The organism is Ruegeria alba (assembly GCF_022321465.1).
Classification (GTDB): domain Bacteria; phylum Pseudomonadota; class Alphaproteobacteria; order Rhodobacterales; family Rhodobacteraceae; genus Ruegeria_B; species Ruegeria_B alba.
Genome location: NZ_JAKOEM010000017.1, coordinates 1 through 25,422 on the forward strand (window position 1 = coordinate 1; position 25,422 = coordinate 25,422).

At 65.8% G+C, this 25,422-nt stretch carries 21 protein-coding genes; 9 read left to right on the top strand and 12 right to left on the bottom strand.

Features of this window, described 5'->3' with window-relative positions; translation table 11 throughout:
- Nucleotides 1-217: 217 nt before the first annotated feature.
- The 3 genes from MB818_RS16270 to dctP all read right to left on the bottom strand — a co-directional run bounded on the left by MB818_RS16270 (nt 218) and on the right by dctP (nt 3,178).
- Nucleotides 218-1,555: a TRAP transporter large permease gene (locus tag MB818_RS16270; RefSeq protein WP_234177694.1), complete on the bottom strand. Its 1,338-nt coding sequence runs from the start codon at nt 1,553-1,555 to the stop codon at nt 218-220.
- A 27-nt stretch (nt 1,556-1,582) separates the two neighbouring features.
- Entirely contained in the window at nt 1,583-2,086 is a 504-nt protein-coding gene (locus tag MB818_RS16275; protein WP_234177695.1) for a TRAP transporter small permease, read from the bottom strand.
- 63 nt (nt 2,087-2,149) lie between these two features.
- A complete protein-coding gene (gene dctP, locus MB818_RS16280; RefSeq protein ID WP_234137939.1) occupies nt 2,150-3,178 on the bottom strand; it encodes a TRAP transporter substrate-binding protein DctP in 1,029 nt (342 codons plus the stop codon).
- 207 nt (nt 3,179-3,385) lie between these two features.
- On the opposite strand from dctP, the gene MB818_RS16285 reads away from it, so the two are divergent.
- Both MB818_RS16285 and MB818_RS16290 read left to right on the top strand, forming a co-directional pair.
- Nucleotides 3,386-4,465 (top strand): NAD/NADP-dependent octopine/nopaline dehydrogenase family protein, encoded by a 1,080-nt coding sequence (locus tag MB818_RS16285; RefSeq protein ID WP_234217297.1) that lies wholly within the window; start codon nt 3,386-3,388, stop codon nt 4,463-4,465.
- Between the two features lies 1 nt (nt 4,466).
- Nucleotides 4,467-5,450, top strand: coding sequence for a 3-hydroxybutyryl-CoA dehydrogenase (locus MB818_RS16290; RefSeq protein WP_234217296.1), 984 nt, complete (start codon nt 4,467-4,469; stop codon nt 5,448-5,450).
- Between the two features lie 86 nt (nt 5,451-5,536).
- On the opposite strand, the gene MB818_RS16295 is transcribed toward MB818_RS16290, so the two are convergent.
- Genes MB818_RS16295 through MB818_RS16325 form a run of 7 tightly spaced genes read right to left on the bottom strand, consistent with a single transcriptional unit; the run spans nt 5,537 to nt 13,845 of the window.
- Entirely contained in the window at nt 5,537-6,625 is a 1,089-nt protein-coding gene (locus MB818_RS16295) for a pyridoxal phosphate-dependent aminotransferase (RefSeq protein WP_234217295.1), read from the bottom strand.
- Nucleotides 6,626-6,675: 50 nt separating this feature from the next.
- Nucleotides 6,676-8,064: an FAD-dependent oxidoreductase gene (locus tag MB818_RS16300; protein WP_238905745.1), complete on the bottom strand. Its 1,389-nt coding sequence runs from the start codon at nt 8,062-8,064 to the stop codon at nt 6,676-6,678.
- A complete protein-coding gene (locus MB818_RS16305) occupies nt 8,048-8,911 on the bottom strand; it encodes an isocitrate lyase/PEP mutase family protein (RefSeq protein ID WP_234137944.1) in 864 nt (287 codons plus the stop codon). The genes MB818_RS16300 and MB818_RS16305 overlap by 17 nt, the downstream gene beginning before the upstream one ends.
- A complete protein-coding gene (locus tag MB818_RS16310) occupies nt 8,908-9,528 on the bottom strand; it encodes a cysteine hydrolase family protein (RefSeq protein ID WP_234137945.1) in 621 nt (206 codons plus the stop codon). Before MB818_RS16310 ends, MB818_RS16305 begins: the two co-directional genes overlap by 4 nt.
- Nucleotides 9,525-11,591, bottom strand: a complete 2,067-nt coding sequence (locus MB818_RS16315; RefSeq protein ID WP_234177700.1) for a hydantoinase/oxoprolinase family protein — start codon at nt 11,589-11,591, stop codon at nt 9,525-9,527. The genes MB818_RS16310 and MB818_RS16315 overlap by 4 nt, the downstream gene beginning before the upstream one ends.
- Nucleotides 11,588-13,282: a hydantoinase B/oxoprolinase family protein gene (locus MB818_RS16320; protein WP_234137947.1), complete on the bottom strand. Its 1,695-nt coding sequence runs from the start codon at nt 13,280-13,282 to the stop codon at nt 11,588-11,590. Before MB818_RS16320 ends, MB818_RS16315 begins: the two co-directional genes overlap by 4 nt.
- Nucleotides 13,279-13,845 (bottom strand): tautomerase family protein, encoded by a 567-nt coding sequence (locus MB818_RS16325; protein WP_234177702.1) that lies wholly within the window; start codon nt 13,843-13,845, stop codon nt 13,279-13,281. Before MB818_RS16325 ends, MB818_RS16320 begins: the two co-directional genes overlap by 4 nt.
- Before the next feature lie 92 nt (nt 13,846-13,937).
- On the opposite strand from MB818_RS16325, the gene MB818_RS16330 reads away from it, so the two are divergent.
- From MB818_RS16330 to MB818_RS16355, 6 genes are all read left to right on the top strand, one after another.
- The gene (locus tag MB818_RS16330; RefSeq protein WP_238905746.1) at nt 13,938-14,756 is read left to right on the top strand and encodes a GntR family transcriptional regulator; all 819 of its coding nucleotides are present in this window, start codon (nt 13,938-13,940) and stop codon (nt 14,754-14,756) included.
- Complete coding sequence (leuC, locus tag MB818_RS16335; RefSeq protein ID WP_234162925.1) at nt 14,753-16,159, top strand: 3-isopropylmalate dehydratase large subunit; 1,407 nt, start codon at nt 14,753-14,755, stop codon at nt 16,157-16,159. Before MB818_RS16330 ends, leuC begins: the two co-directional genes overlap by 4 nt.
- Nucleotides 16,159-16,770 (top strand): 3-isopropylmalate dehydratase small subunit, encoded by a 612-nt coding sequence (gene leuD, locus MB818_RS16340; RefSeq protein ID WP_234137951.1) that lies wholly within the window; start codon nt 16,159-16,161, stop codon nt 16,768-16,770. The genes leuC and leuD overlap by 1 nt, the downstream gene beginning before the upstream one ends.
- Before the next feature lie 545 nt (nt 16,771-17,315).
- Complete coding sequence (locus tag MB818_RS16345; RefSeq protein WP_234166826.1) at nt 17,316-18,023, top strand: ABC transporter ATP-binding protein; 708 nt, start codon at nt 17,316-17,318, stop codon at nt 18,021-18,023.
- A 7-nt stretch (nt 18,024-18,030) separates the two neighbouring features.
- Nucleotides 18,031-20,394, top strand: coding sequence for an ABC transporter permease (locus tag MB818_RS16350; RefSeq protein WP_234137953.1), 2,364 nt, complete (start codon nt 18,031-18,033; stop codon nt 20,392-20,394).
- A gap of 5 nt (nt 20,395-20,399) precedes the next feature.
- Nucleotides 20,400-21,641 (top strand): efflux RND transporter periplasmic adaptor subunit, encoded by a 1,242-nt coding sequence (locus MB818_RS16355; RefSeq protein WP_238905748.1) that lies wholly within the window; start codon nt 20,400-20,402, stop codon nt 21,639-21,641.
- Between the two features lie 34 nt (nt 21,642-21,675).
- Here the strand turns inward: MB818_RS16355 and MB818_RS16360 are convergent, their stop codons facing one another.
- Entirely contained in the window at nt 21,676-23,184 is a 1,509-nt protein-coding gene (locus tag MB818_RS16360) for a fumarate hydratase (RefSeq protein ID WP_234137955.1), read from the bottom strand.
- Nucleotides 23,185-23,418: 234 nt separating this feature from the next.
- Between MB818_RS16360 and MB818_RS16365 the strand changes: the two genes are divergently transcribed.
- The gene (locus MB818_RS16365; RefSeq protein WP_234177707.1) at nt 23,419-24,312 is read left to right on the top strand and encodes an alpha/beta fold hydrolase; all 894 of its coding nucleotides are present in this window, start codon (nt 23,419-23,421) and stop codon (nt 24,310-24,312) included.
- Here MB818_RS16365 and pqqE read toward each other — a convergent pair.
- Nucleotides 24,309-25,403 carry a pyrroloquinoline quinone biosynthesis protein PqqE gene (pqqE, locus tag MB818_RS16370; RefSeq protein WP_234137957.1) on the bottom strand — a complete coding sequence of 365 codons (1,095 nt, stop codon included), beginning with the start codon at nt 25,401-25,403 and terminating at the stop codon, nt 24,309-24,311. The two genes, MB818_RS16365 and pqqE, sit on opposite strands and share 4 nt — an antisense overlap.
- Between the last annotated feature and the right edge of the window lie 19 nt (nt 25,404-25,422).

Here is a 25,422-nt window from a genome sequence, read left to right on the forward strand (position 1 = left end):
TCAGCAACTCTCCTGCAAATCAAGAGAATTGAATCAGCAGCCAAAGCATCGCTCAAGCAGAGTTTTTCAACAGCATCTCCGCAAAGAGGCCATTTTTTTCTCTCGCCGCAAATGCCGGGCTCTTACGCGGCGCGAGGGTTTCCTGCGGTAACTCGACGACCACGGATAAACTCCGGTTCGCCGAGTCTTCTGCCATCCCGGGTGTCACTTGCCGTCGCTACTGCCCCAGCCCCGGAAGCCAGAGCGCGATACCGGGGAATACGATCAGCAGCGCCACCAAGAGCATCGAACAGCCGATGAAAGGGATCGCGGACACGTAGATGTCGCGCATGCTGGTGCCGGGGGCCGAAACTCCCTTCATCACGAAGAGCAGCAGGCCGAAGGGCGGGGTGGTGAAGCTGATCTCGAGCGCCAAGAGCACGATCACCCCGAACCAGATCAGGTCGAACCCCAGCGTCTGCGCCAGCGGAAAGAAGATCGGCACGGTCAGCAGCATCATGCTGAGCTGGTCCATGAACATGCCCAGAACCAGCAGGATGGCGAACATGATCAGGAGCATCGTGCTGGGTTCCAGGTCGAACCCGGTGGCCCAGCGGATCAGCCCCGAGGAGGCCCCGGAGAAGGCCAGGAGCGCCGAGAAGGTGGCCGAGCCGAAGATGATCAGCAGCGCCATGGTGGTCACCTTGAGAGCGCCGGCCACGGATTTTACGATCCCCTCCCATGTCAGCGAGCGATAGAGGGCGGCCAGCACGACGACGCCGAGGCAGCCGAAGGCAGCGCTTTCCGACGGTGTGGCGATGCCGAACATGATCACCAGGATCACGCCGATCACGATCGAGACCATCGGCAGGATGTCGACAAAGATGAGGCGCAGTTTCTCGGTCCAACTCGAACCCTCGACCTCGTAGGCGGGGGCGGCGCTGGGATCGTAAAGCGCCATGCCCAGGATCATGATCGCGTAGAACACCGCCAGCAAGAGACCGGGCATGATGCCCGCGATCAGCAGGTCGCCGATGTCGAGTTCCGCCAGGGTCGCCAGCAGCACCGCCAGCGCCGAGGGCGGGATAAGCATTGCGAGGCCCCCGGTGCCCAGGATCGGGCCGATGGCCATATGCTTCTTGTAGCCGCGCTTCTGCATCTCGGGCACCATCAAGGAGCCCAGCAGCGCGGTCGAGCCCATCGACGACCCCGACAGCGTGGCAAAGGCAGTGCCGCCCGCCACGGTGACAAAGGACAGGCGCGCGGGCAGCTTGCCCATCAGCCGGTCGACCGCGCCGAACATGCGGTTGGCGAGGCCGGTGAAAAAGAAGATCTCGCCCATCAGCAGGAACATCGGCACCGGCATCAGGTTGAACGAGGTGACGGTGGGAATCGCGTTGTTCGCCAGTTGCCCGATGCCGCGCGCCATCTGGCTGGCGATATCGCCGCGCCCGCCCATGAAATAGGCCGCACCGATCATGTTGGCCGCCAGAAAGGCCAGCGCCACCGGAATGCCGAGCGCCATGAAAAAAAGGATCATGCCCAGCAGAAAGACGAGCGCCTCATACCATTCCATTGCCTGCGCCTCTTTTATTCTTGATTGTCATTCGTGTACGCCCGCTTCGCCGGTATGCATGGTCTCAGGGCCAAAGACAAAGCGGAGAAACTGTGCCGCCATCAGGCCGAACCCGATCGGCATCGCGCCCAGAAGCAGGTATTTCGGCATATCGAGGCTGCGCATCTCGGCATCGCCGAACTTCCAGGCCCGGGCGGTTGCACCCCAGGTGTACCAGACCAGCGTCAGGCAGATCACGACACAGAGCGCCGAGATCACCCGGCTGTAGGGCCGTTGCATCCGGAGCGGCAGGGCCGCGCTCAGAAGCTCGATGAACACATGGCCCCGATGGCGCACCAGCCAGGGCGAGGCGGCCATCACGATATAGAGCAGTCCGAATTCGGTGAAGGTGAAGATATGGCTGGACCAAGAGCCGGACAGGTTCAGCGTGCGGGCCAGCGCGCTGATCACGATCCCGAACATGATCCCTACCAGATAGATACCGGCCAGTATGGCCAGCAGGTCGCAAATACGGTCGATCAGGCGCATCATTTCTTGGCTTTGTTTGCTGGGGCAGGCCACGGCGTCACAGCCGCGGCCTGCCTTCAGGCTGTGTTACTCTTCCAGAGCATAGGTCTTGCGCAGGGCCTTGTAGGTTTCGGCACCGGCGCCGCCGCCGTCAATGCGCTCGTACATCCGCGCCCAGGCGGCATCGTCGGCCATCTTGCGATAGACTTCGCCCGCTTCGGCGGAATGGGCAACAAAGGTCATGCCGCCATCGGCCAGGGTCTTGGCATCTGCCGCAACTTCCGCCTGACGGTCGGCATAGGATTTGCCTTCCCACTCGATCACCACCTCTTCGATCAGCTTCTGGCTTTCCGGGGAAAGCGCGTTCCAGGCGTCGAGGTTGAAGATCACGCCGATATCGGTGTTGTAGAAGGTCGGGTCCACCCGATACTTGAGGAATTCGTTCCACTTGAGCTGCGGAATGCCGATTTCGGTCCAGGCCGCCGCGTCGACGACGCCCTTTTCAAGCGCCGAATAGACTTCGGTCGCCGGCATCGAGGCGGTGGTCGCGTTCAGTTGCTCGAAGAAGGCGTGATAGATCGGGTTGTCGCGCAGCTTGACCCCGGTCAGATCCAGAATGCCGTCGTCGCGGAACTTGGGTTCGCTGTTCATGTAGATGTGGAACTTGATGCCGCCATCGATCCAGCCCAGGTGGCGGACGTTGAAGCGCTCTTGATGTGCCTTGTCCATCAGTGCCGCGCCGCCATTGGCCCGGGCCTCCATCGGAGTCACGCGCGAGGCGACCATTGCGTCGATCTCGGGCACGTTGGCGCCATAGAAACTGCCGGGCGTGTGCACCATGTCGACCACGCCGTCACGCACGGCGGCGGGTTGCTCGAACATGCCGATCGCCTCGGGACCACCCCGCACCTCGATCTGCACGACGCCCTTGCCGCGCTCGTTGATGTCCGCGACCATCGCGAGAAAGGTCTTGGTGTAAACCAGAAACTCGGGGAACGCATGGACCGCGCTGACCCGGTCCTCGGCCTTGGCCGACATCGGGGCAGCCATGACGGCGAGTGCTGTCGCCGCCATCAGATAAGTGGCTTTTCTGGAAAGCCCGCTGAAGATTTTCATGTCACAACTCCCTGTTGATCCAACGGAGGATGAACCGCCTTCTGTCGGGCGGTACATTCCCTAAGGTGAAGTTAGGTCGGTCTGTCCCGACTTCTATGCATTTTCATGTAAGACCGGCCATCGGGCCCAATGCAATAGAAATATCCTTGATATATGATTTTTCATGTATGTAATCTGCTCCAGCAACTATCGGTGCGGGAGGGGGCGATGGAGATTGCAGTTCTAGGCGGTGGCAACGGCTCGACCGCCGCAGCGGTTGATCTGACAGCGCAGGGGCACAACATACGGTTCTGGCGCAGAAATGCGTCTGCGCAAGCAGAGCTGAGGGTGCGCGACAACGTCATCACGCTCAAGGATTTCGAGGGCGCGCGACCGATTCGCATTTCAATGGTCACTGACGATATCGGCGAGGCCATCCGGGGCGCCGACCTGATCGTCTGCCCGACACCGGCCACGGCCCAAGCCGATATCGCGGCGGCCATGGCGCCCTACCTGACAGACGGGCAGGTCGTCTTTTTGCCGCCGGGCAGCTTTGGCAGCTGGATCATGGCCGATATCGTCCGCAAGGCGGGAAACCACGCCGATGTCAGCTGGGCCGAAACCGGCACTCTGCCATATCTCACGCGTCTGCACGGAGCAGATACCGTCGCCATCACCACCCGTGCCACCCGTCTGCCCACCGGGGTCTATCCGCTTCGCAACGCGGAACATGCCCATTCGGTCCTTGCGCGGGCCTATCCCGCGGTCGAACCGGCGGGTGATGCGCTGTCGGGGGCGCTGATGAATGCCGGGCCTATCATCCATCCGCCGCTGATCACGATGAACGCGGGCCCGATCGAGCATTTCGACCATTGGGACATTCACAACGAGGGCACCCAGCCCGCCATCCGCCGGGTCACTACGCGGCTCGATGCCGAGCGTATGGCTGTGCGCGAGGCACTGGGCTATGGCGCGCCGCATTTCCCGCTGGCCGATCACTACGAGACCTCGGACTGGATGTACGGCAACCTCGCCCATGACAAGCTGGTCGACAGCGGCGACTGGCGCGAGCACCTGGTCCTGACCGAGCATCGCTACATGCGCGAGGATGTGGCGGTGGGGCTGGCCTTGCTGGTCTCGGTCGCCGATTGGGCCGGGGTACCCGCGCCCACGGCGACGGGGCTCCTGGCGCTGGGTTCGGCGATCTGCGAAGACGATTTCCGCCAGAGCGGCCGGACATTGGAAAACCTCGGGCTGGTCGGGATGGACCGCGCCGCTTTGCAGACCATGCTGCGGGACGGGGCCTGAGATGGCGGCGCGGGAAACCATCGCCGCTGTGGGCGCCGGGCGCATGGGCCGGGGCATGGCCGTCGCCTTCGCCTATTCCGGCCACCCGGTCCGCCTGATCGACGCCAAGCCTCGACCGATGGCAGAGTTTGACCGGCTCCGGGCCGAGATACGGGCCGAACTGCGCGCCACCTTTGCGCTGATGGCCGATGTGGGCCTGATGCGGGCGGCCGAAGCTGACGCCATGCTGGCGCGTGTCGAGGTTGTGGGCCACGACGATCTGGCGGCGGCGCTGGCGGGTGTACCCTTTATCTTCGAAGGCGTACCCGAGACGCTGGCGGCCAAGCGCGAGGTTTTCGATCTCCTGTCGCGCCACGCGGATGCAGATGCGGTGATCGCCTCGACCACCTCGACCATCCTGTCAAACGACCTTCAGGGGTTTGTCACCCCGCCCGAACGGTTCCTCAACGCCCACTGGCTCAACCCCGCCTACCTGGTGCCGCTGGTCGAGGTTTCGCCCGGCGATGCCACCGATCCGGCGATAACCGCCCGCCTGATCGACCTGCTGGAGCGGATCGGCAAGGTGCCCGTCACCTGTGCCGCCAGCCCCGGCTATATCGTGCCGCGCATCCAGGCGCTGGCGATGAACGAGGCCGCGCGCCTGGTCGAGGAAGGCGTTGCCAGCAGCGCCGATATCGACAAGGCCACGAAATACGGCTTCGGCTTCCGTTTCGCGGTTCTGGGCCTGCTGGAATTCATCGACTGGGGCGGCGGCGATATCCTCTATCACGCCAGCCGCTACATGACCCGCGCCACCGGGCAGGACAGGTTTGCCGCCCCCGACATCATCGAGACCAACATGGCCGAGGGTCGGCGCGGCCTGCGCGACGGGCGCGGTTTCCTCGACTATGAAGGACTCGATGTCGCCGCCTATCAGAGAGAGCGTATCGGCGCTTTTGCCGCCATGCTGCGGCACCTGGGCAAGATGCCGGTCAAGGGCGACTAGATCGGAGTTTGCACCCCGCCTCCTGCTTCTTTCTGGTCAAAAATACTCAAAAAAACACCGGCGCCATCCGCGCCGCCATTCCCGATTTAGCTTTGCCCGATGAACCTGCGCACACTGTCCAGCAGCAGATCGTTATGCGCGGGCAGCGACAGCGAGAAGCGGAAGAACGCTTCCAGCCCCGCCTCGCGGGTACGGTTGACGACGATTCCCGCATCCTCGAACAGATGCTCGACCAGTGCTTCAGTTCGGGCCGCATCGCCGTCCCGGAAACGGGCGATCAGGAAATTGGTGCGGCTGGGCACAACGACCAGCCCCAACTGTCCCAGTGCACCGGCCAGACGCGCGCGTTCGGACACGATCTCATCGACCCGCGCCTGGATAGCCTCAGGGTCGCCAAGGCCCGCCACCGCCCCGGCCTGCGCCATCGCGTTGACCGTCCCCATGCCGCGCGCGGCGTAGAGGACGGGCACCATCCACGCGGGTGCGTGGCACCAGCCAACGCGCGCCCCGGCGAGGCCATAGGCCTTGGAAAAGGTCCGGGTGACAACGATGTTCTCGTGGTTTGCCGCCAGGCTGTGCACCGCCGCGCAATAGTCGGGTGCGGCGAACTCGCCATAGGCGAGGTCAAGCACCAGCACGACCTGCGCAGGCAGGTCGCGGACCAGCCGGGAGAATTCGTCCATTTCCAACATGGTGCCAGTCGGATTGTTGGGATTGGCCAGGAACAAGAGCCGGGTGTGGTCGGTGACCGCCGCCAGCAGGGCATCGACATCGCTGGTGTAGTCGCGCTCGCGCGCCTTCACCAATGTCGCCCCCACCCGGTTGGCGGTCAGGGCGAACTGGATGTACCCGAACTCCGAGATCAGGATCTCGTCCCCGGGCCGGGCGAAGCAGCGGGCGATCACGTCGAGCAGCTCTTCGGACCCGTTGCCGCAGACGATCTGCTCGGGGTCCAGCCCATGCGCCGCGCCCAAGGCATCGCGCAGCGCGTCGCAATGCGGGCTGCCATAGGATTGCGCCCGCGCGGCGGTTTCCTCCATCGCGGCGCGGATCGCGGGCAGGGGGGGATAGGGCAGTTCGTTGTAGCCCATGTTGATGACCGGCAGGCCCTTGAGCTGCGGCCTGCTGATGCGCCCGCGCACGGGAACCGGGGCAAGATAGGGCGTTGGGCGCATGGGATCCTCGGCGTTGCTGCGTTACATGAGATGGTGTTTTTCTGGCAGGTTCAAGACACAGCCTCGCGACACGATCCCGCGATCCGGCCCAGCACAACCGCGCTCAGCAACCCGTTGCCGGACAGATATCCGCTGTCCCCGTTGCCTGACACGCCACAGGCCGCGCCGCCGCCCGCGTAAAGGCCCGGCACCGGCGTGCCATCGCGGCGCAGCACGCGGGCTTGCGTATCGGTGCGCAACCCGCCCTGGGTGTGAAACAGCGCCCCCGTCACCCGCACGCCGCAAAAGGGCGGGGCAAGCGGTGGGGGCTGGAACAGTCGCCCGAACCCATCGGTTCCGTCGCGGGGCAGGTCGCGCAGGGTTTGCGCCAACGCGTCGGGCGGCAGGCCGAGCAATCGGGCAAGCGCCTCGGACGTATCGGCCTGCCGGATCGCACCTGCGGCTTCGGCGCGGCGAAAATCCTCGAACTGGCGCGCTATACCCGCGATACGCGCGTCGAAGACTGCAAAAGCCTCGCCTCCGGGTTGCTCCATCACCGCGCGGGCGGCTTCGGAATAGCCTTGGCATTCATCCCAGAACCGCTCCCCGTCGCGGTTCACCTGCACACCGCCCGAGGTGATCACCGCCCAGGTGATCAGGATGCCGTGCGGATGGGCGACATTGCCATGCCCCTGATAGGCCCCGAGGTGTTTCAGATCGGCCCCCAGCGCGGCGCCCCACAGCACCGCCTCTCCCCGGTTACCATCATGCCCGAACCAGAGCGCCTCGCGGATCTCTGGCATGTGGTCGGTGACCAGTTGCCGATTGCCACCAAACCCATTGCAGGCCAGGATCAGCCGGTCGCAGGCGATGGTTTCGCCGCTGCCGTCGGGGCCAAAGACTGTGACACCGCGCACACGGCCGTTTTCCATATGCAGGATATGCGCCCGCCGGGAACAGATGATGTCGATCCCCTGCGCCTCGCAGGCGTGACGCAGCGCGTCGATCAGCTCTTCGCCCGAGCGGCCGGGCAGGCCGTGCATCCGGCGGCGGCTGTGTCCGGGATAGTCGAAATCGGTGACAACGGAGAAGGGCAGACCATGGCGCTGAGCCAGCCAGTCGATGACCGGCCCGGCCCCTGCGGCCAGGGTTTCGACCAGATCAGGATCGTTCTGCCCCTTGGCCTTGGCCTGGATGTCCTGCGAGAAGAGTGTGGCGCTGTCCTCGATCCCTGCCGCGCGCTGCATGGTGGTGCCGGGCGCCGGGATCAGCCCGGCCGAGAGCGCGGTCGAGCCGCGCGGTACTGCATCGGCCTCGACCACCAGAACCTCTTGCCCCGCTTCGCGTGCCGCAAGCGCGGCCACCAGCCCGCACGCCCCGGCGCCGATGATCAGCGTCTGGCAAGCGATGTCGAAGCGCGCGGGCGGCGGCGCGATATGCGGGTCACTGTCCGGGGGCATAGCGTTTGCCGCGCTCCAGCATCTCACCGGTTCCGATTATCTCGTTCAGGCCGGCAAAATCATACATCCGGTCCCGGAACGGTGCGGTGGTGCCATGCGCGCGCAGGCTGGTGTAATAGTCACGCGCCGTATGGGCGAGCGCCCGCACGATGCCGCCGGGAAAGATCACGAGGCGGAAGCCCAGCGCCTGCAACGCCTCGGCCGAGCGGATCGGCGTCGCACCCCCCTCGACCATGTTGGCGAGCAGCGGCACACGTGCCGCGAACCTGTCCGCGATACCGGTGAGCTCTGTCTCGGTCTGTGGCGCCTCGACGAACAACACATCGGCCCCGGCGGCCAGATAGGTCTCTGCCCGCTCCAGCGCCGCGTCGAAGCCTTCGACCGCGATGGCATCGGTGCGGGCGATGATCAGCGTCTGGTCCGAGCGGCGGGCGTCGGCCATGGCGGCGATCTTGCCCGCCATCTCGGCGGCCGGGATCAGCGCCTTGTCCTTCAGGTGGCCGCAGCGCTTGGGATAGGTCTGATCCTCGACCTGCAAGGCTGCCGCGCCTGCCCGTTCATAAAGCCGCATGGTGCGCTGGGCGTTCAGCGCGTTGCCGAAGCCGGTATCGGCGTCGATGATCACCGGCAGTCGGGTGCGGTCGGCGATCAGGGTCATGGTCTCGGCCATTTCCGTCACCGAGGTGAGGCCGATGTCTGGCCGCCCAAGCCGGGTATAGGCCACCGCCGCGCCGCTGAGATACAGCGCCTCGAACCCCGCCTGTTCCGCGATCAGCGCGGTCAGCCCATCGTAAATGCCGGGCGCCAACACGATGCCATCCCCGGCCAGCCTTGCCTTGAGCTTCATGCCGCGCCCTCCAGCCAGCCCAGTGCCTTGGCACAGGTCATCTGATGCGTGACGGTGCCCAGCGACAGCAGGGTGGCGTCATGCACCTCGTCCCGGAAGGCCGCACAGCCGTCGGTCAGCATCACGGTGTCGATGTCGCGCAGATGCGCGTCGCGCAGGGTCGATGCGACGCCGCCATTGGTGACGATGCCGCCGACGATCAGTTGGCGGATATTCATCGCGCGCAGGATGTATTCCAGCCGGGTTTGGTAAAAGGCGGAATAGGCCACTTTCTCGACGGTGAAGTCTGCGGGTTGCAGCGTATCGACCAATTGGTGGCCGAAACTGCCGGGCGCGAAATCGCCCCGCGTCAGAAAGGGCCGCAGCACCTTGAGATGCGGCGAGATCAATGGCTCGCCCCCCGGGCCTGGCACCAGTGTAAACTGGGCTGAGATGTAAAGCCCGCCCTTGGTCCGCAGCGCAGCGACCAGCGGCGCGATGCGGGTGGGCAGGGCGGCGATGGCGGCGGCTCCCTGTCCGGCCCGGCCATAGGCGCCCTCGGGATGCAGAAAGTCGTTTTGCAGGTCGATGGTCAGCAGCGCGGTCTGCGCCAGGGTCCAGCCTCTGGGATCGCTCATGCGCCTGCCTCCGGTCCGGTTTCAAGTATGACATTGCCCAGCGGGTCGACCCGGCCCACAAGCCCCGGTTCGATCAGCACCGTGGTGTCGGGCTGTTCCAGGATCGCTGGCCCGGTGATCACGGTGCCGACCGGCAATGTCAGGCGGTCGTAGATCGCGGTTTCATGCCAGTCCGTGCCAAAATGAACCTTGCGGGTGGATTTCGGACGGACCGGGTCGGTCACCGTGGGGGCCAGCGTGGCCAGGTCGAACTTGGGCCGCTTGCCGGTCACGGCACTGCGCAGGTTCAGGATGCGCCGCACCCCGCCGGGCAGAAGCCGCCCAAAAGTGTCGCGATAGACATTGTCGAAGGCGGCGGCGATCTGGGCCTGCGTCGGCGAATGCACCTTGCCCGCGCTCACCTGCGCGGGGATCGGCACCGAAACGGTATGGGTCTGGCCGATATAGGCCATGTCGAGCGCGAAAGTCGCGTCGCGCGCCTCGAACCGGGTGCCGGCGGCCTTTAGCATCGCCATGCCGCGATCATGATGGTCCTGCATCACCGCGCCAAGCATCTCGGTGTCCAAACCGTCCAGCATCGCGTTGAGGGTCTGGACGAAATCCTGCCGCATGTCGGCGATGACGCAGCCCAAGGCCGAGGTCACGCCCGGATAGCGCGGCACGATGGCGCGCGCGATCCCGACCTCGGCCAGCATCGCGCCCGCATGCAGCGCGCCGCCTCCACCAAAGGGCATGAAGGCGAATTTCTTGGGGTCGAAACCGCGCTCGATGCTGACCAGCCGCAAGGCGCCCGCCATGCGCGAGTTGGCCACCCGCAGGATCGCCTCGGCGGCCGCCAGCGTGTCGAGGCCCAGCGGCTGGCCGACATGGATGTCGATGGCCCGCGTCGCCGCCTCGACATCCAGCCGCGCAAGCTTGCCGCCGATGGGGTTCTCGGGGTCGATCCGGCCCAGCACCACATTGGCGTCGGTCACGGTGGGGCGGTCGTTGCCCAGCCCATAGGCCACCGGCCCCGGGTCTGACCCCGCGCTTTCCGGGCCGATGTTCAACAGCCCGCCCTTGTCCACCCAGGCGATCGAGCCGCCGCCCGCGCCGATGGTGGTGATCTCGATCATCGGGGTCCGCACCACCATGCCAAAGTCGATCGAGGTCTGCGGCGCCAGCATCGAGCGCCCCTCGGCGATCAGCGAGACATCGAAACTGGTGCCCCCCATGTCGCCGGTGATCACGTTGTCGAACCCGGCCGAGCGGGCGATATAGCCCGCCGCGATTACCCCCGCAGCAGGGCCAGACAGCGCCGTGCGGATCGGAAAGCGGCAGGCGGTGTCCACATCCATAACCCCGCCATTTGACTGCACGATCATGAACTCGCCGCCAAACCCGCCCGAGTCGAGCGCGGCCCCCAGCCGCCCCAGATAGCCCGAGACCTCAGGTTGCAGATAGGCGTTGAGCGCGGTGGTCGAGAACCGCTCGTATTCGCGGATCTCGGGCAGGATTTCCGAGGAGGCGGAGACATGTTCGTTGGGCCAGATCTGGCGCAGGGCAGCCACGGCGGCGGCCTCGTTGGCGGGGTTGGCATAGGCGTTGGCAAAGAGGATAGCGACAGCGATACAGCCCTGATCCTGCAATTGCCGGGCTGCGCGGCGCACCGCATCCAGGTCAACGGGGGTGCGGATGGTGCCATCGGCCAGCGTCCGTTCCGGCACTTCCAGCCGGTCGCGCCGGTCCACGACCGGCTCGAAATCGCCGCGCAACCCCCAGGTGCGGGGCCGGTCGCGGCGGCGCATCTCCAGCACGTCGCGCAAGCCTTGGGTGCAGATCACGCCCGTCCGCGCGCCCTTGCGCTCCAAGAGCGCATTGGTGCCCGCCGTGGTGCCATGCACCACCACGCCGACGCTGCCGATATCGGCGACCGCCTCGGTGATCCCTTGCAGGAAGCCCGTGGACTGGTCGGGGCGCGAGGTCGGCACCTTGCCGACACGGGCGGTGCCGTCGCTTTCATCGAGGACAAAGATATCCGTGAAAGTGCCGCCGACATCGACACCGATCATCTTGCCGCTCATCGCATGCCCTCACGCCAGGTTGGGCCATAGAGGCGGTCGGCCTCGGCCTCGCTCAGATAATCGCGCGCCACGTCCAGCGCCACGGCGGTGGGGTCACGTTCGGCGGGCGGGCCATAGCCGCCGCCGCCGGGGGTTTCCAGCCGCACCGCCTCGCCCTGTTTCAGGCGGATGCCACGCATCTTGGATACCAGCGGCGGGTGCGGCCACTCCGCCCCCTGCTGGTAGGTGAACACGTTCAGCGCGCCTTCCTGCCCGCCCGCCACGCCCTTGGGCGCAAAGCGCCCGCGCTCGCCGAACAGGAAGCCCTCGGCGCCGTTCTCCTCCAGCACCTCGATTTCATAGACCGCGCCCAGCCCGCCGCGATGCCGGCCCGCGCCCGCGCTGTCGCGCCTCAGCGCCCATTGCCGGAACATCACCGGATAGGCGGCCTCGAGGATCTCGAGCGGCGGGATGGTTGCCGTGGATATCGGCGCATTGCCGTGGTTCAACCCGTCGCCCTCGGGTGATCCGCCATGGCCGCCGCCGTAAAAGCTGAACATCACCCAGGGCTTGCCATTGCTGCGCCGCCCGGCAATGGAAAGCGCGTTGATCGTGCCATAGGCATTGGCCACCACCCGGTCCGGCACCGCTTGCGCAAAAGCGCAGAATACCACGTCGATCATCCGCAGGATGGTTTCGGTATAGCCGCCGGTGGGCGCGGGAAACTCCGCCGACAGGATCGAGCCCTCGGGAACCGTGACCTCGATGGGCCGCATCACACCCGCGTTAGCGGGCAGCAGCGGGAATATATGTTTGATGGCTACATAAACGGTGGCGATGGTGGTGGGCAGCGCGATATTCACCGGCCCGGCACATTTCGGAGCAGAGCCGGTGAAATCCAGATGCATCCGGTCGCCCTTGATCTCCAGCGCCACCCGGATCGGCAGCGGCGTGTCGGCAATGCCGTCGTTGTCGAGAAAATCCTCGGCCTCCCAGCGCCCGTCGGGAATAGCCTCCAGTTCCGAACGCATCAGCCGCTCAGCCCGGATGCCCAGAGCGTCGAGCGCCGCATCGACCGTGCCTGCGCCATATTCGTCCAGGAGTTCGTCCATCCGACGCAAGCCCAGATCCAGCGCGCCCAACTGGCCGTTCAGATCACCCTGCGCCGATTGCGGCAGGCGGGTGTTGCGCAGCAGGATGTCGATGATGTCCTGGTTGACCACACCCGCGCGCGCCAGCCGCACGGGTGGCAGCACAAACGCCTCTTGAAACACTTCGGTCGCGGCCGGGTTGTAATTGCCCGGCACGGCGCCGCCCACATCATGCCAATGCCCGACCGAGGCCAGCCAGCAGAACAGCTTCCCCTCCCGGAAATAGGGCCGCACAAGGCGCATGTCGCTCAGATGCGTGCCGCCGATATGGGCGTCGTTGAAGATGAAGATATCGCCATCGGCCAGGTCGCCATCCGCTGTGACCTTCTCGATCACCGCCTTTACGGCAAAGGACATGACGCCGACAAAGATCGGCAGGCCCGATTTGCCCTGCACCAGCGTGTCGCCGGTTTCGGCGTGATAGAGGCCGTGGCTTGCATCATGCGCTTCGGCGATGATCGGGTTGAAGGCGGCGCGAAACAGGGTCGCGTCCATCTCGTCGGCGATCTGTTCCATGCGCCCGGCCAGAACCGACAGGGTGATCGGGTCGATCTCGCTCATGTCCGCCCCCGCATTTCGCCCATGTCGTTCCACACGTCCTGCCGGGTGATCTTTCCTCCGATCAACTCGAACCGGTCGATGAAGCGGATGCCGGAAAAGGCGGTGCCATCCAGCCATTCGCCCGACAGCGTGCCACGGCAGTAGACGACCGAGGTATCGCCCGCACCGGGCATGGCGTCGAACCCCTCATAGGTCTTGGTCACAAAGCTGTAGCGGGGACGCGCCCAGTCGATCAGATCGGACAGATCGGTCATCGGGCCGGTACCGGGGAAAAACATGGTGAACCCGTCGCCCTGCATCGCGCGGGCGGCGTCCAGATCGCGCGCCTCCATCGCGGCCAGATAGGCATGCACGACTTCGGCCGGGTCGGGCAAGGCGGGTGCAGGGGTCTTTGTGCTGCGGCCCCGGAAATAAGCATCGGGCGCCATTTCGTGGATCATCACCACGACGCCTTCGGGCGCGGCAGGCACGACGAACCTCACGGCATCCGTCAGCGCATGGCCCAGGCGGCGCTTGTCCTCTTCGCCATACCCTTCGATCAGGTGCAGTTCGACCACCGGCATCGCATCCCTCCACGGATGAAAGCTGTATCATTGATAATACATTTAACCGGGATATAGTCAGAGGCAATTCTTTCCTTTCGAACGGGTCGAAAATGACAGAGCCGGGGATGCAGACGGGGGGCGGGATTCGGTTACCCGCAGGCGCGAAATCGCGTCGCGTCTACCTGTCCTTGCTGGAACAGATCTCGGCCGGGCGGCTGGAGCCGAGCCGGAAACTGCCGGGCGAGGAGCAGCTGGCAGAGGATTACGGCGTCTCTCGTGTCACCGTGCGCCGGGCGCTGGATGCATTGGCGGAAAACGGTTTTCTGTCGCGGCGTGCGGGCAGCGGCACCCGGGTGCGGCCGCGCCCCTCTGCGCCACAGCCGGTGACGATGGATTTCTCGACCCTGCTGCCGCAGCTGGTGGAAATCGGGCGCAGCACCGAGGTGCGCCTGTTGTCCAGCCGCATGGACGCCGCCCCCGAGCATGTGGCGCGCGCATTGGGCCTGGCGCCGGGCGAAGCGGTGCAGATCGCCCAGCGGACCCGCAGCATCGGTGGAACGGCCTATTCGCATCTGACCACCTATGTGCCGTCGCGCATCGCGGCGGGTATCTCGGACGAGGACCTTTCGCGAGAACCGCTGCATGTACTGCTGGAACGCAATGGCGTGCAGATCGCCGATGCGCGGCAGTCGGTGTCGGCCACCCTAGCAGGCCCCGAAGTGGCCTCGGCACTTGGCCTGCCCGAAGGCGCGGCCCTGCTGTCGCTGGACCGGGTCGTGCGTGATGCCACGGGGCGGGGGGTCGAGTGTCTGACCGGCCTCTACCGCCCCGACATGTTCCGCCTCGACATGAGCCTGGCGCGGGTCGAAAATGGCGAGGGCCGCCATTGGGAACCGGCCATCACCCCACTGAAGGAAACACCCCGATGAACGCGCCGCTGACCCTGTTGGACCGGCTCTGGTCGATACACGAGGTGCATCGCGGCGAGGATGGCGCATCGCTGCTTTGGGTCGACCGGCACCTGGTGCATGAGGGATCGCACCACGCCTTTGCGCGGCTGGCCGAGCGGGGCCTGCCGGTGGCCGAACCCGGCCTGACATTCGCGTTGGTGGATCACTATGCGCCGACCCGCAGGGCGGGCCCGATTGCCGACCCGGCGATTGCCCGCATGATCGAGACCCTGCGCGGCAATGCCGCCCGGCATGGGCTGCGCCTTTTCGATCTGGATGACCCCGATCAGGGAATTGTGCATGTGGTCGGGCCCGAGCAGGGGCTGACGCTGCCCGGCCTGCTGATCACCTGCGGCGATAGCCATACCTCGACCCACGGCGCATTCGGTGCGCTCGCCTTCGGCATCGGCGCGACCGAGGTGGCGCATGTGCTGGCAACCCAGACCATCTGGCAACGCAAGCCGCAGGCGATGCGGATCACCGTTGACGGCGCTTTGCCCGCGGGTGTGTCGGCCAAGGATATCGCACTGAACTGGATCGCGCGGCTCGGCGCTGACGGGGCACAGGGCCATGCGGTGGAATATGCTGGCAGCGCCATCCGTAGCCTGTCGATGGAGGGTCGGATGACCCTGTGCAACCTGACCATCGAAGGCGGCGGGCGCATGGGCATGGTGGCCCCGGACGAGGTGAGTTTTGCCTATCTGCGCAACAGGTCGCAGGCGCCCAGGGGCGGGGACTGGCACAAGGCGCTGGACAACTGGCAGGCCCTGGCCAGCGACGCCGATGCAGTGTTCGACCGCGACGTCGCCCTGTTGGCCGAGGAGATCGCGCCCATCGTAACCTGGGGCACCAGCCCCGAACAGGCCCTGCCCATTGATGCGTCCGTTCCCATCCCCGACACATTGCCGCCAGCCAAGGTGCAGGCCGCCCGCGCCGCGCTCGACTACATGGGGCTGGTGCCGGGTCGCTCGTTGGCGGGCACGCCGGTCGATCAGGTGTTCATCGGCTCCTGCACCAATGGCCGGATCGAGGATCTGCGTGCCGCCGCCGCGGTTCTGGCCGGGCGCAGGGCGCGCGTGCCCGGGCTGGTCTCGCCCGGTTCAGCCCGGGTCAAGGCGCAGGCCGAAGAGGAGGGGTTGGACCGTGTGTTCACCGAGGCGGGGCTGGACTGGGTCGCGTCGGGTTGTTCCATGTGCGTGGGCATGAACGGTGATCTGGTCGCCGCGGGCAAGCGATGCGCCTCTTCCACCAACCGCAATTTTCGCGGCCGTCAGGGCAAGGGCGCACGCACGCATCTGATGTCACCGGCCATGGTGGCGGCGGCGGCGGTCACCGGCACGCTGTGCGATGTCCGCCCCATGTTGCGGGGGAGGCCAGTCTGATGGCGGGGTGGAGCGAACAGCGTGGCAAGGCGATACTTTTGCCAATGGCCAATATCGACACCGATCAGCTGATCCCGGCGCGGTTCATGTCGACACCGCGCGCCGAGGGCTATGGCCGGTTCCTGCTGCACGATGTGCGGCGCACTTCCGAGGGCGAGATGGACCCGGAGTTTCCGCTCAATGCCCATCCGGACGCCTGCATTCTGGTGACAGGCCGAAACTTCGGCAGCGGGTCCTCGCGTGAGGCGGCGGTTTATGCGCTTGTGGATGCCGGGATACGCGTCGTTGTGGCGCCCAGTTTCGGCGATATCTTCGCGGGAAATGCGGTCAATAACGGCCTGCTTCCGGCCCGCGTGAGTGAGGCGGATGCGAAGCTGTTGACCAAGACCCTGTCCTCGGGCGTGGGGACCGGTGTCGCCGATCTGGCCTCGCGATTGCTGCTTATCCGGGGGGTGTCGGTTCCGTTCCAGCTGGATGATGTCTGGCGAACCAAGCTGCTGAACGGATGGGACGATATCGACCTTACCCGCCACCACAGCGCCGAAATAGCGGCATATCGCGGACGCATCCTTTCGGAACCGGGCCGCTTCCCCGCTGGCGACGCGCCCTGACACCGGCTGCAGGACCTTTGAAAGGGACAAGACCAGAGCCGCAGGATCGACCAATGGAGCGGGGTTCGATACTACTGGAGCGACGACCGTCGTTCGGTGGCAACTGCGTTTCCACGTCGAACCCTGCGTCCGACAAGATCGTCGGCGCAATTTCTCTGTTGCTGTACCAGAGGTCTCGCCCTCAGAAAACCTACCACGAGAAGGCTGTTTCGCGGCATAAGTGCCAGAACATGGATGCCAGGAACGAGCCTATTTCTGTCACCCGCCGCAAAGCCGGGACGCGCAAAGTCATAATGCCGGACGCGGTCCTGGCGGTCGTTGTCCGACCGAAAAGCTTGGGCAAAGGTCATCAAAGTGAGCGCCTCGGGACCACCGGGAAGCGCTTGTGCCGGTATTCAGCCCGCTGCATGCGGTGTATCGACGCCATCCGTACCGAACCTGCCCGCAAAACTTGCTGAAACACGTTATGCGACTTTAGATTGTTTCTGGGCACGGGAGTGTTGCTAGTCGGGGGAATGGCCCGGGAAATGCCGAAAGGTGCGGTCTTGACCGAGAACACGTTTACCATTCGAAATCTCAAGAAGATTTACGGCCACGGAGATACCGCCGTGCATGCCCTGCGTGGTGTCGATCTGGATATTCCGGTGGGCGAGTTCGTAGTTCTGCTGGGGGCGTCGGGCAGCGGAAAGTCGACACTCCTCAACATCATTGGCGGGCTCGACCGCGCCAGCGAAGGTACAGCATTGTTTCGGGATCGTGAGCTGACCACAATGTCGGACAGCGAGCTGACGCGATATCGGCGTGACCACGTGGGCTTTGTCTTTCAGTTCTACAACCTGATGCCAAGCTTGACTGCTCGCGAGAATGTCGAACTGGTGACCGAGATCGCCCGCAAACCGATGGACGCCGATACCGCGCTGGCGCTGGTGGGGTTGGCCGAGCGGGCCGATCATTTCCCGGCCCAGCTCTCGGGCGGTGAACAGCAGCGGGTGGCAATTGCCCGCGCGGTGGCCAAACAGCCCGAGGTGCTGTTCTGCGACGAACCCACCGGCGCGCTGGACAGCACCACGGGCCGGGCGGTGCTGAAGGTGCTGAAAGAGGTGAACGAGCGGCTGGGTGCCACGGTTCTGGTGGTCACCCATGCGGCCTCGCAGGCGGCAATGGCCGACCGGGTGATCCGGTTCGGCGACGGGCAGGTGATCGAGGTCAAGGTGAACGAGACCAAGCTGACCCCGGAGCAGATCGAATGGTAGGGGGGCGATGTCACCGCTAAGCATCAAACTCGGCCGCGATCTGTGGCGGATCAAGGGGCAGGCCGTCGCCATCGCCCTGGTGGTGGCGGTAGGGGTGCTGCTGCAAGTGATGCAAACAGGTCTGGTGCGCAGTCTCGACGAGACCCGGCGGGCCTATTACGAGCGATACCGGCTGGCGGAGGTATTCGCCCCGGTCACCCGCGCGCCCGTCCATGCGGCGGTCGATCTGCGCAAGATCGACGGTGTTGCCGCGGTCGAGACCCGGGTCGCAGGTGCAGCGATGGTCGATTTGCCCGGTGCGGCGGTGCCGGTGCGGGCACAGGTCGCCTCGCTGCCCGCGCAGGGCGCGCCCCGGCTGAACGATGTGCTGCTGACCGACGGGCGCGCCCTGTCGGGCGAGCGTCCCGATGAAATCCTGCTGTTGCAAAGCTTTGCCCGCGCGCATGGGCTGAAACCGGGTGACCGGATCAGCGCCACCATGAACGGGGCGCGGCACGACTTTACCGTCTCGGGCCTCGCCGTCTCTCCCGAGTTCATCTATACTACTGCGCCCGGTGAACTGGTGCCCGATGACCGCCGCTTTGCCGTGCTGTGGATGACCCGAACCGCGCTGGAGGCGGCGTTCGACATGGATGGCGCCTTTAACGAGGCGCTGCTGTCGCTGTCGCGCGGGACCGAGCCCGACGCGGTGATGGCCGAGGTGGACCGGCTGCTTGATCGCTATGGCGGCACCGGCGCCTATCATCTGGACGATCTACCCTCGAACAAATTCGTGGTCGAGGAGATTTCGGGCATCAAGCGAACCTCGAAAACGGTTCCGCCGGTGTTCATGGCGGTGGCGGCCTTTCTTCTCTACATCGTGATCTCGCGCCTGGTGGATGCAGAGCGCAAGGAGATCGGGCTGATGAAGGCCTTTGGCTATACCAGTTGGGAGGTGGGGGTACATTACCTCAAGATGGTGCTGGTGATCGCGGTTGGGGGCGCGGTTCTGGGCAGCGTATTGGGCGTCCTGGCGGGGCGCTGGTCGGTCAATGTCTACATGTTGTATTACAAGTTTCCCTTTCTGGTATTCCGGCTCGACCCGCCCAGCTTTGCTATCGGGTTCGGCGTCAGTGTGCTGGCGGCCTCGGCGGGTGGGCTCTTGGTGCTGCGGCGGGTCTTTGCCCTGACGCCGGCGGTGGCGATGCGCGCCGCCGCGCCCGCCGACTACAGCCGCGCCCGCCCGCTGGGTGGCTGGTTGGGCCGGGTGCTGGATCAGCCCACGCGCATGGTGTTGCGCCGATTGACGCGCCAGCCGCTGCGCATGGGGGGTGCGATCGCCGGAGTGGGCGCGGCAACCGCGCTGGGGGCGGCGATGGCCTCGTTGTTGGCCGCCTATGACGCCATGGTCGAGACGAGCTTTGGCGTCATAGACCGCAGCGATGTCACCGTGACCTTCACCCATCCCATCGCCGAGCAGAGCCGGTATGACCTTGCTTCCATTCCTGGCGTCATCGAGGTCGAGCCGATCCGGATTGTCAGCGCGGTGTTGCGTAACGGGCGCCACAGTTATCGCGGCGCGGTCAACGGCATGGCCGAGGCGCCGCGCCTGTACCGCGCGGTCGATGCGGATATGACCGATATCCCGATCCGCAGAGACGGCATCATCCTGTCCACGGGTCTGGCGCGCGAGCTGGAGATCGAAGCGGGCGACCGGCTGATCCTGGATGTACGAGAGGGGCGTCGACCCATTGTTGAGGTCCCCGTCAGCGGTGTCTCGGAAAGCCTGATCGGCTCACCCGCTTATATGGAGATCGGCGCGCTGAACCGGCTACTGAAAGAGCCGCTGCGTATCTCGGGCGCCTTCCTGCGGGTGGACCCGGCACAAGGCGACAGTGTCTACCGTATTCTCAAGGACCGGCCCATGGTGGCGGGGGTGGCGCTGAAATCCGAAAGCCGCGCCGCCTTGCGCAAGATGATGGACCAGGGCGCTGGCGCCATGCGCTATGTCATGGCGGTGATCGCCGGGGTGATCACATTCGGTGTCATCTACAATGCCGCGCGGGTGGCCCAGGCCGAGCGCGAGCGCGATCTGGCCGGGTTGCGGGTACTTGGCTTTACTCGGGGCGAGGTCGCCTTTGTCCTGCTGGGAGAGCTGGCAGCGGTGGTGGTGCTGGCGATGCCTCTGGGTGCTTTGGGGGGCTATTGGCTGAACCTTGCGATTTCGGCGGGGTTCAGCACCGATCTTTATCAGATACCGGCCAGTTTCGGGCTGACCGGTTTTGGCCAGGCGATGATCGTGGTGCTGATCGCGGCGCTGCTGTCGGGATGGCTGGTGAAACGTGATATCGACAGGACCGACCTGATCCTGGCGCTGAAAAACAGAGAGTGACGAGAGTGGCCCGGCAACGAAGACGATCCCGCAGCGTTCTGACCCTCGCAACCGCGCTTGGTGTGGCCGGGTTTCTGGCCTTCGCCTTCTGGCCGCGCCCGATGCTGGTGGATATGGCCGAGGTCCGGCAGGGCCGCATGGTGCTCACCATCGACGAGGAGGGGCGCACGCGGGTCAAGGAACCCTATGTGGTCTCTTCTCCAGTGGCCGGCGAGTTGCAGCGTGTCACGGTGGAACCGGGCGAGGTGGTCGAGCGTGGCAAGACCGTGGTGGCGCAGATGCGGCCCGCCAACCCCTCGGCGCTGGATGTGCGCACCCGCGAACAGGCCCATGCCGCCGTCACCGCCGCCGAGGCGGCGCTGCGGCTGGCCCATGCAGACCTGAACGCGGCCGAGGCCAAGCGCGACTTTGCCGAAAGCGAGCTGGAACGCGCCGGCAAGCTGGTCGAGCGCGGCGTGACCAGTCAGGTCACCCTGCAACGGGCCGAGCAGGAGGCACGGGTGGCACGGGCCAATCTGGACACGGTGGGCGCGGCCATCGCCATGCGCGAGGCAGAACTGGCCAATGCGCGCGCGCAGTTGATCGGATTTGACGACGCGGCGTTGGGGGCCGCGCTCTCCGAGCGCAACCCCGACGGCCACAGTATTCCGCTGCGCGCGCCCATCGACGGCACCATCCTGAAGGTGATCCAGAAAAGCGAGACAACCCTGCCGGCCGGTGCCCCGATCCTGGAAATCGGCGATATCGAAGGCGATCTGGAGGTGATGGCCGAACTGCTCTCCTCGGACGCGGTACAGGTGCAAACTGGGGATCGGGTGATCATCACCAACTGGGGCGGCGCGCGCGATCTGTCCGGTATCGTCAGCCGGATCGACCCCTATGGCTATACCAAGCATTCCGCCCTCGGGGTCGAGGAACAGCGGGTACAGGTCATCATCCAGTTCGAGACGCCCAGCGACGAGCGCGAGAACCTGGGCCATGGCTATCGGGTCGAGGTGCGGATCGTTGTCTGGGAGCGCGCGGATGCGCTGATCGTGCCCTCGGCGGCGATCTTCCGCCATGGCGACGCTTGGGCAGTCTTTGCGGTCGAAGAGGGGCGCGCGGTGCTGCGCGAGATCGAGGCCGGGCGCAACAACGGGCGCGAGGCTGAAGTCCTGTCTGGGCTAAAGTCCGGCGCGCGGGTGGTACTGTTCCCCTCGGCGGAACTGGTCGAGGGCGCGAAACTGGCACAGCGCCAACTGGATTGAGCGGCGCGCGGGATCGCCCCGCGCGCCTTGTGCCTCAGCTGCCCGCGGCCGTGGCGCGGCGCCACTTGGCCGGGCCGCTCTGGTGGATCGAATTGCCTTTGGTGTCGACCGCGACGGTTACCGGCATGTCCTCGACCTTGAGCTCGTAGATGGCTTCCATCCCGAGGTCCTGGAACGCGACCGGCTTGGCCGCCTTGATCGCCTTGGAGACCAGATAGGCCGCGCCCCCCACTGCGATCAGATAGGCCGCCTTGTGCTTGGCGATCGCCTCGATGGCGACCGGGCCGCGCTCGGCCTTGCCGACCATCACCTTGAGCCCGGTATCGCCCAGGATACGGTCGGTGAACTTGTCCATCCGGGTCGAGGTGGTCGGGCCCGCCGGGCCGATCACCTCGTCGCCCACCGCATCGACGGGACCGACGTAATAGATCGCCTTGCCCTTCAGATCGACGGGCAGCGGTTCGCCCTTGTCGAGCATGTCGACCATCCGCTTATGCGCGGCGTCGCGCCCGGTATAAAGCGTGCCCGAGAGCAGCAGCGTCTGTCCCGGTTCCAGCGCCGCCAGCGCGCTGTCGTTCAGATCGTCGAGGTTGAGCCGCGTCGCCTGCGCCCCGGCCGCATCCAGCAGGATGTCGGGATACAGGTCCATCGAGGGCGGGGTGAATTCAGCGGCCCCCGACCCGTCGAGGGTGAAATGCACATGCCTTGTGGCGGCGCAGTTGGGGATCAACCCCACGGGCAGCGAGGCCGCATGGGTCGGGAAGCTCTTGATCTTGACATCAAGCACGGTGGTCACGCCGCCCAGGCCCTGTGCGCCGATCCCCAGCGCGTTGACACGGTCATAGATTTCCAACCGCAGCTCCTCGGTCTTGTCCGAGGGGCCGCGGCGCAGCAGGTCGGCCATGTCGAGCGGTTCGCTCAGCGCCTGTTTGGCCAGCGCCATCGCCTTGTCGGCATTGCCGCCCACACCGATGCCCAGCACGCCCGGCGGGCACCAGCCGGCACCCAGCGTCTCGACCGTCTGCACCACCCAGTCGGCCACATTGCCCGAGGGGTTGAGCGTGGTGAATTTCGACTTGTTCTCGGATCCGCCACCCTTGGCCGCGACCTCGACCTCGATCGTGTCGCCCGCGACCATCTCGACCGTCAGCATGCAGGGCGTGTTGTCGCCCGAGTTCTTGCGGGCGCCGAACGGGTCGACCACCACGCTGGCGCGCAGCGGGTTGGTGTCGCGCTGGTATCCCTGGCGGGTGCCCTCGTCACAGATCTCTTGCAGCGAGCGGCTGAAATCGGTCTTGGCCTGGACGCCCACCTTGACGTGGATATTGGCGGCGCCGGTATCCTGACAGATCGGGCGGCGGCCCATGGCGCACATGCGCGAGTTGACCAGGATTTGGGCCATCGCGGCCTTGGCGCCGGGGTTTTCCTCGCGCTCCCAGGCGCTGGTCATGGCCCCGATGAAATCTGCCGGGTGGTAATACGAGATATATTGCAGCGCCTCGGCGATGCTTTCGATCATGTCGCTTTCGCGGATCACGCCCATGTCGGTCCTCCTGGGTGCGGCGGGCCGCGCCGGGGGCGCGCGGGTTGCCGGGTTGCCTGGTCTTAGGTGTCTGGCCACGCAAAGCGGCCGGTTTATGCGGGGTTTAGCGCGATTCCGGGGAGTGCTGCCATAGGGATATGCCCGGTGCGGCCTCGCGCCCCAATCGGGGCTTGCCTGTTGTGGCGCACTGGCGCAGCCTGCCGCAGTGGTCACGAAACAGGACGGGCAGGGAAGATGCAGCAGCGAACCGTTACCGCAGGCGTGCTCGCGGTCACCTATCTGGAGACGGGGCCCACCGATGGCTGGCCCTGTATCCTGAGCCATGGCTTTCCCTATGACGTGCAGACCTATGCCGAGGCCGCGCCGCTGCTGGCGGCGGCGGGGGCGCGGGTGATCGTGCCCTGGCTGCGCGGCTATGGCCCGACCCGGTTCCTGTCGCCCGACACGCCCCGCTCGGGCGAGCAGGCGGCGCTGGCCGCCGATCTTCTGGCGCTGATGGATGCGCTGGGGATCGGGCGCGCGCTGCTGGGGGGCTATGACTGGGGCGGGCGCGCCTCGTGCATTGTCGCGGCGCTTTGGCCCGAACGGGTCGAGGCGCTGGTGAGCGGCAATTCCTACAACATCCAGAACATCCCCCGTTCGGGCGAGCCCGAGGCGCCCGAGGTCGAGGCAAGTTTCTGGTACCAGTACTACTTTCATTCCGAGCGTGGGCGGCGCGGGTTGGAACGGGACCGCCGCGCGCTGGCCCGAACGCTCTGGCGCATGTGGTCGCCCACATGGGCATTCAGCACGGCAGAGTTCGACCGCACGGCGGACGCCTTCGACAACCCGGACTTTGTTGACGTGGTGATCCATTCCTATCGCCACCGCTTCGGCCTGGTGCCGGGTGATCCGGCCTATGCCCATATCGAGACGCAGCTGGTGGCGCAGCCCAGGATCAGCGTGCCGACGGTGGCAATCGACGGCAACCGCGACGGCGTGAACGCCGGAACCGCGGGGCATGCGACACAGTTCACCGGCCCGTTCGACTATCGGGTTTTCGAAGGTGCGGGCCACAATTTGCCACAGGAGCGGCCCCGTGACTGGGCGCAAGCGGTGCTGGATGCGCGGGCAATGGCGCGCGCCTAACCTTTGCGCGGCATCCGGCGATAGGTGAACTCTGCCGCGTCCCCCTCGGCCAGCGCGGTCTCGAGCAGCGCGGTGACCTTGTGGTGATCGGGTGAGCGCGAGCAGACAGGATCGGTCGCCGCCGCGTCGCCGGCCAGCGCCAGCGCTTGGCAGCGGCAGCCGCCAAAGTCGATCCCGACCCGCTCGCAGCTGCGGCAGGTCTCGGGCAGGTGATCGGTGCCGCGATAGGCGTTGAAGGCGGCGCCGTCATACCAGATCTCGCGCAGGGATTTGTCGGGGAAGCGGTCAAAGTCGAGATGCGGGATGGTCTCGGCCGCGTGACAGGGCAGCACAGTGCCATCGGGCGCGATGTTCAAACCTGCCGAACCCCAGCCGCCCATGCAGGCCTTTGGATAGTCGGCGTAATAGTCGGGCGGCACGAAATCGAAGGCGAGCGTGCCGCGCAGCCGCGCCTCGGCCTCGGCCACGATCCGCTTGGCGGCCTCGGTCTGGGAGCGGCTGGGCAGCAGCGCGGCGCGGTTGCGGGTGGCCCAGCCATGGAACTGCACGCATGCCACTTCGAGCCGGCGGGCGCCCAGCTCGATGGCCAATTCGATGGTGCGTTCCAGATCGTCGAGATTGTGGCGATGCATCACCGCGTTCAGGGTCAGCGGGATGCCGCGCGCCTTGATCTCGGCGGCCACCGCCATCTTGCGGGCAAAGCCACCTTTGTAGCCGCCGATGCGGTCGGCCAGTTCGGGCGTGGTGCCTTGCAGCGACAGCTGGATATGGTCGAGGCCCACGGCCTCGAGCGCGTCGAGCCGCGCGGGGGTCAAACCGATGCCGCTGGTGATCAGGTTGGTATAGAGCCCTGCCTCATGGGCCGCGCGGGTCAGATCGACCAGATCGGGACGCGAGGCGGGTTCGCCGCCAGAGAGATGTAGCTGCAATACACCCAGTTCGGCAGCCTCACCAAAGGCGCGCGCCCAGGTTTCAGTGCTCAGCTCGTTCTCCTTGCCGTGGAGCGCGAGCGGGTTCGAGCAATAGGGGCAGGCCAGCGGGCAGCGATGGGTCAGCTCGGCCAGCATGGCGATGGGAGCGGGAACACTCATGCGGGACGCCTCGCCGCCG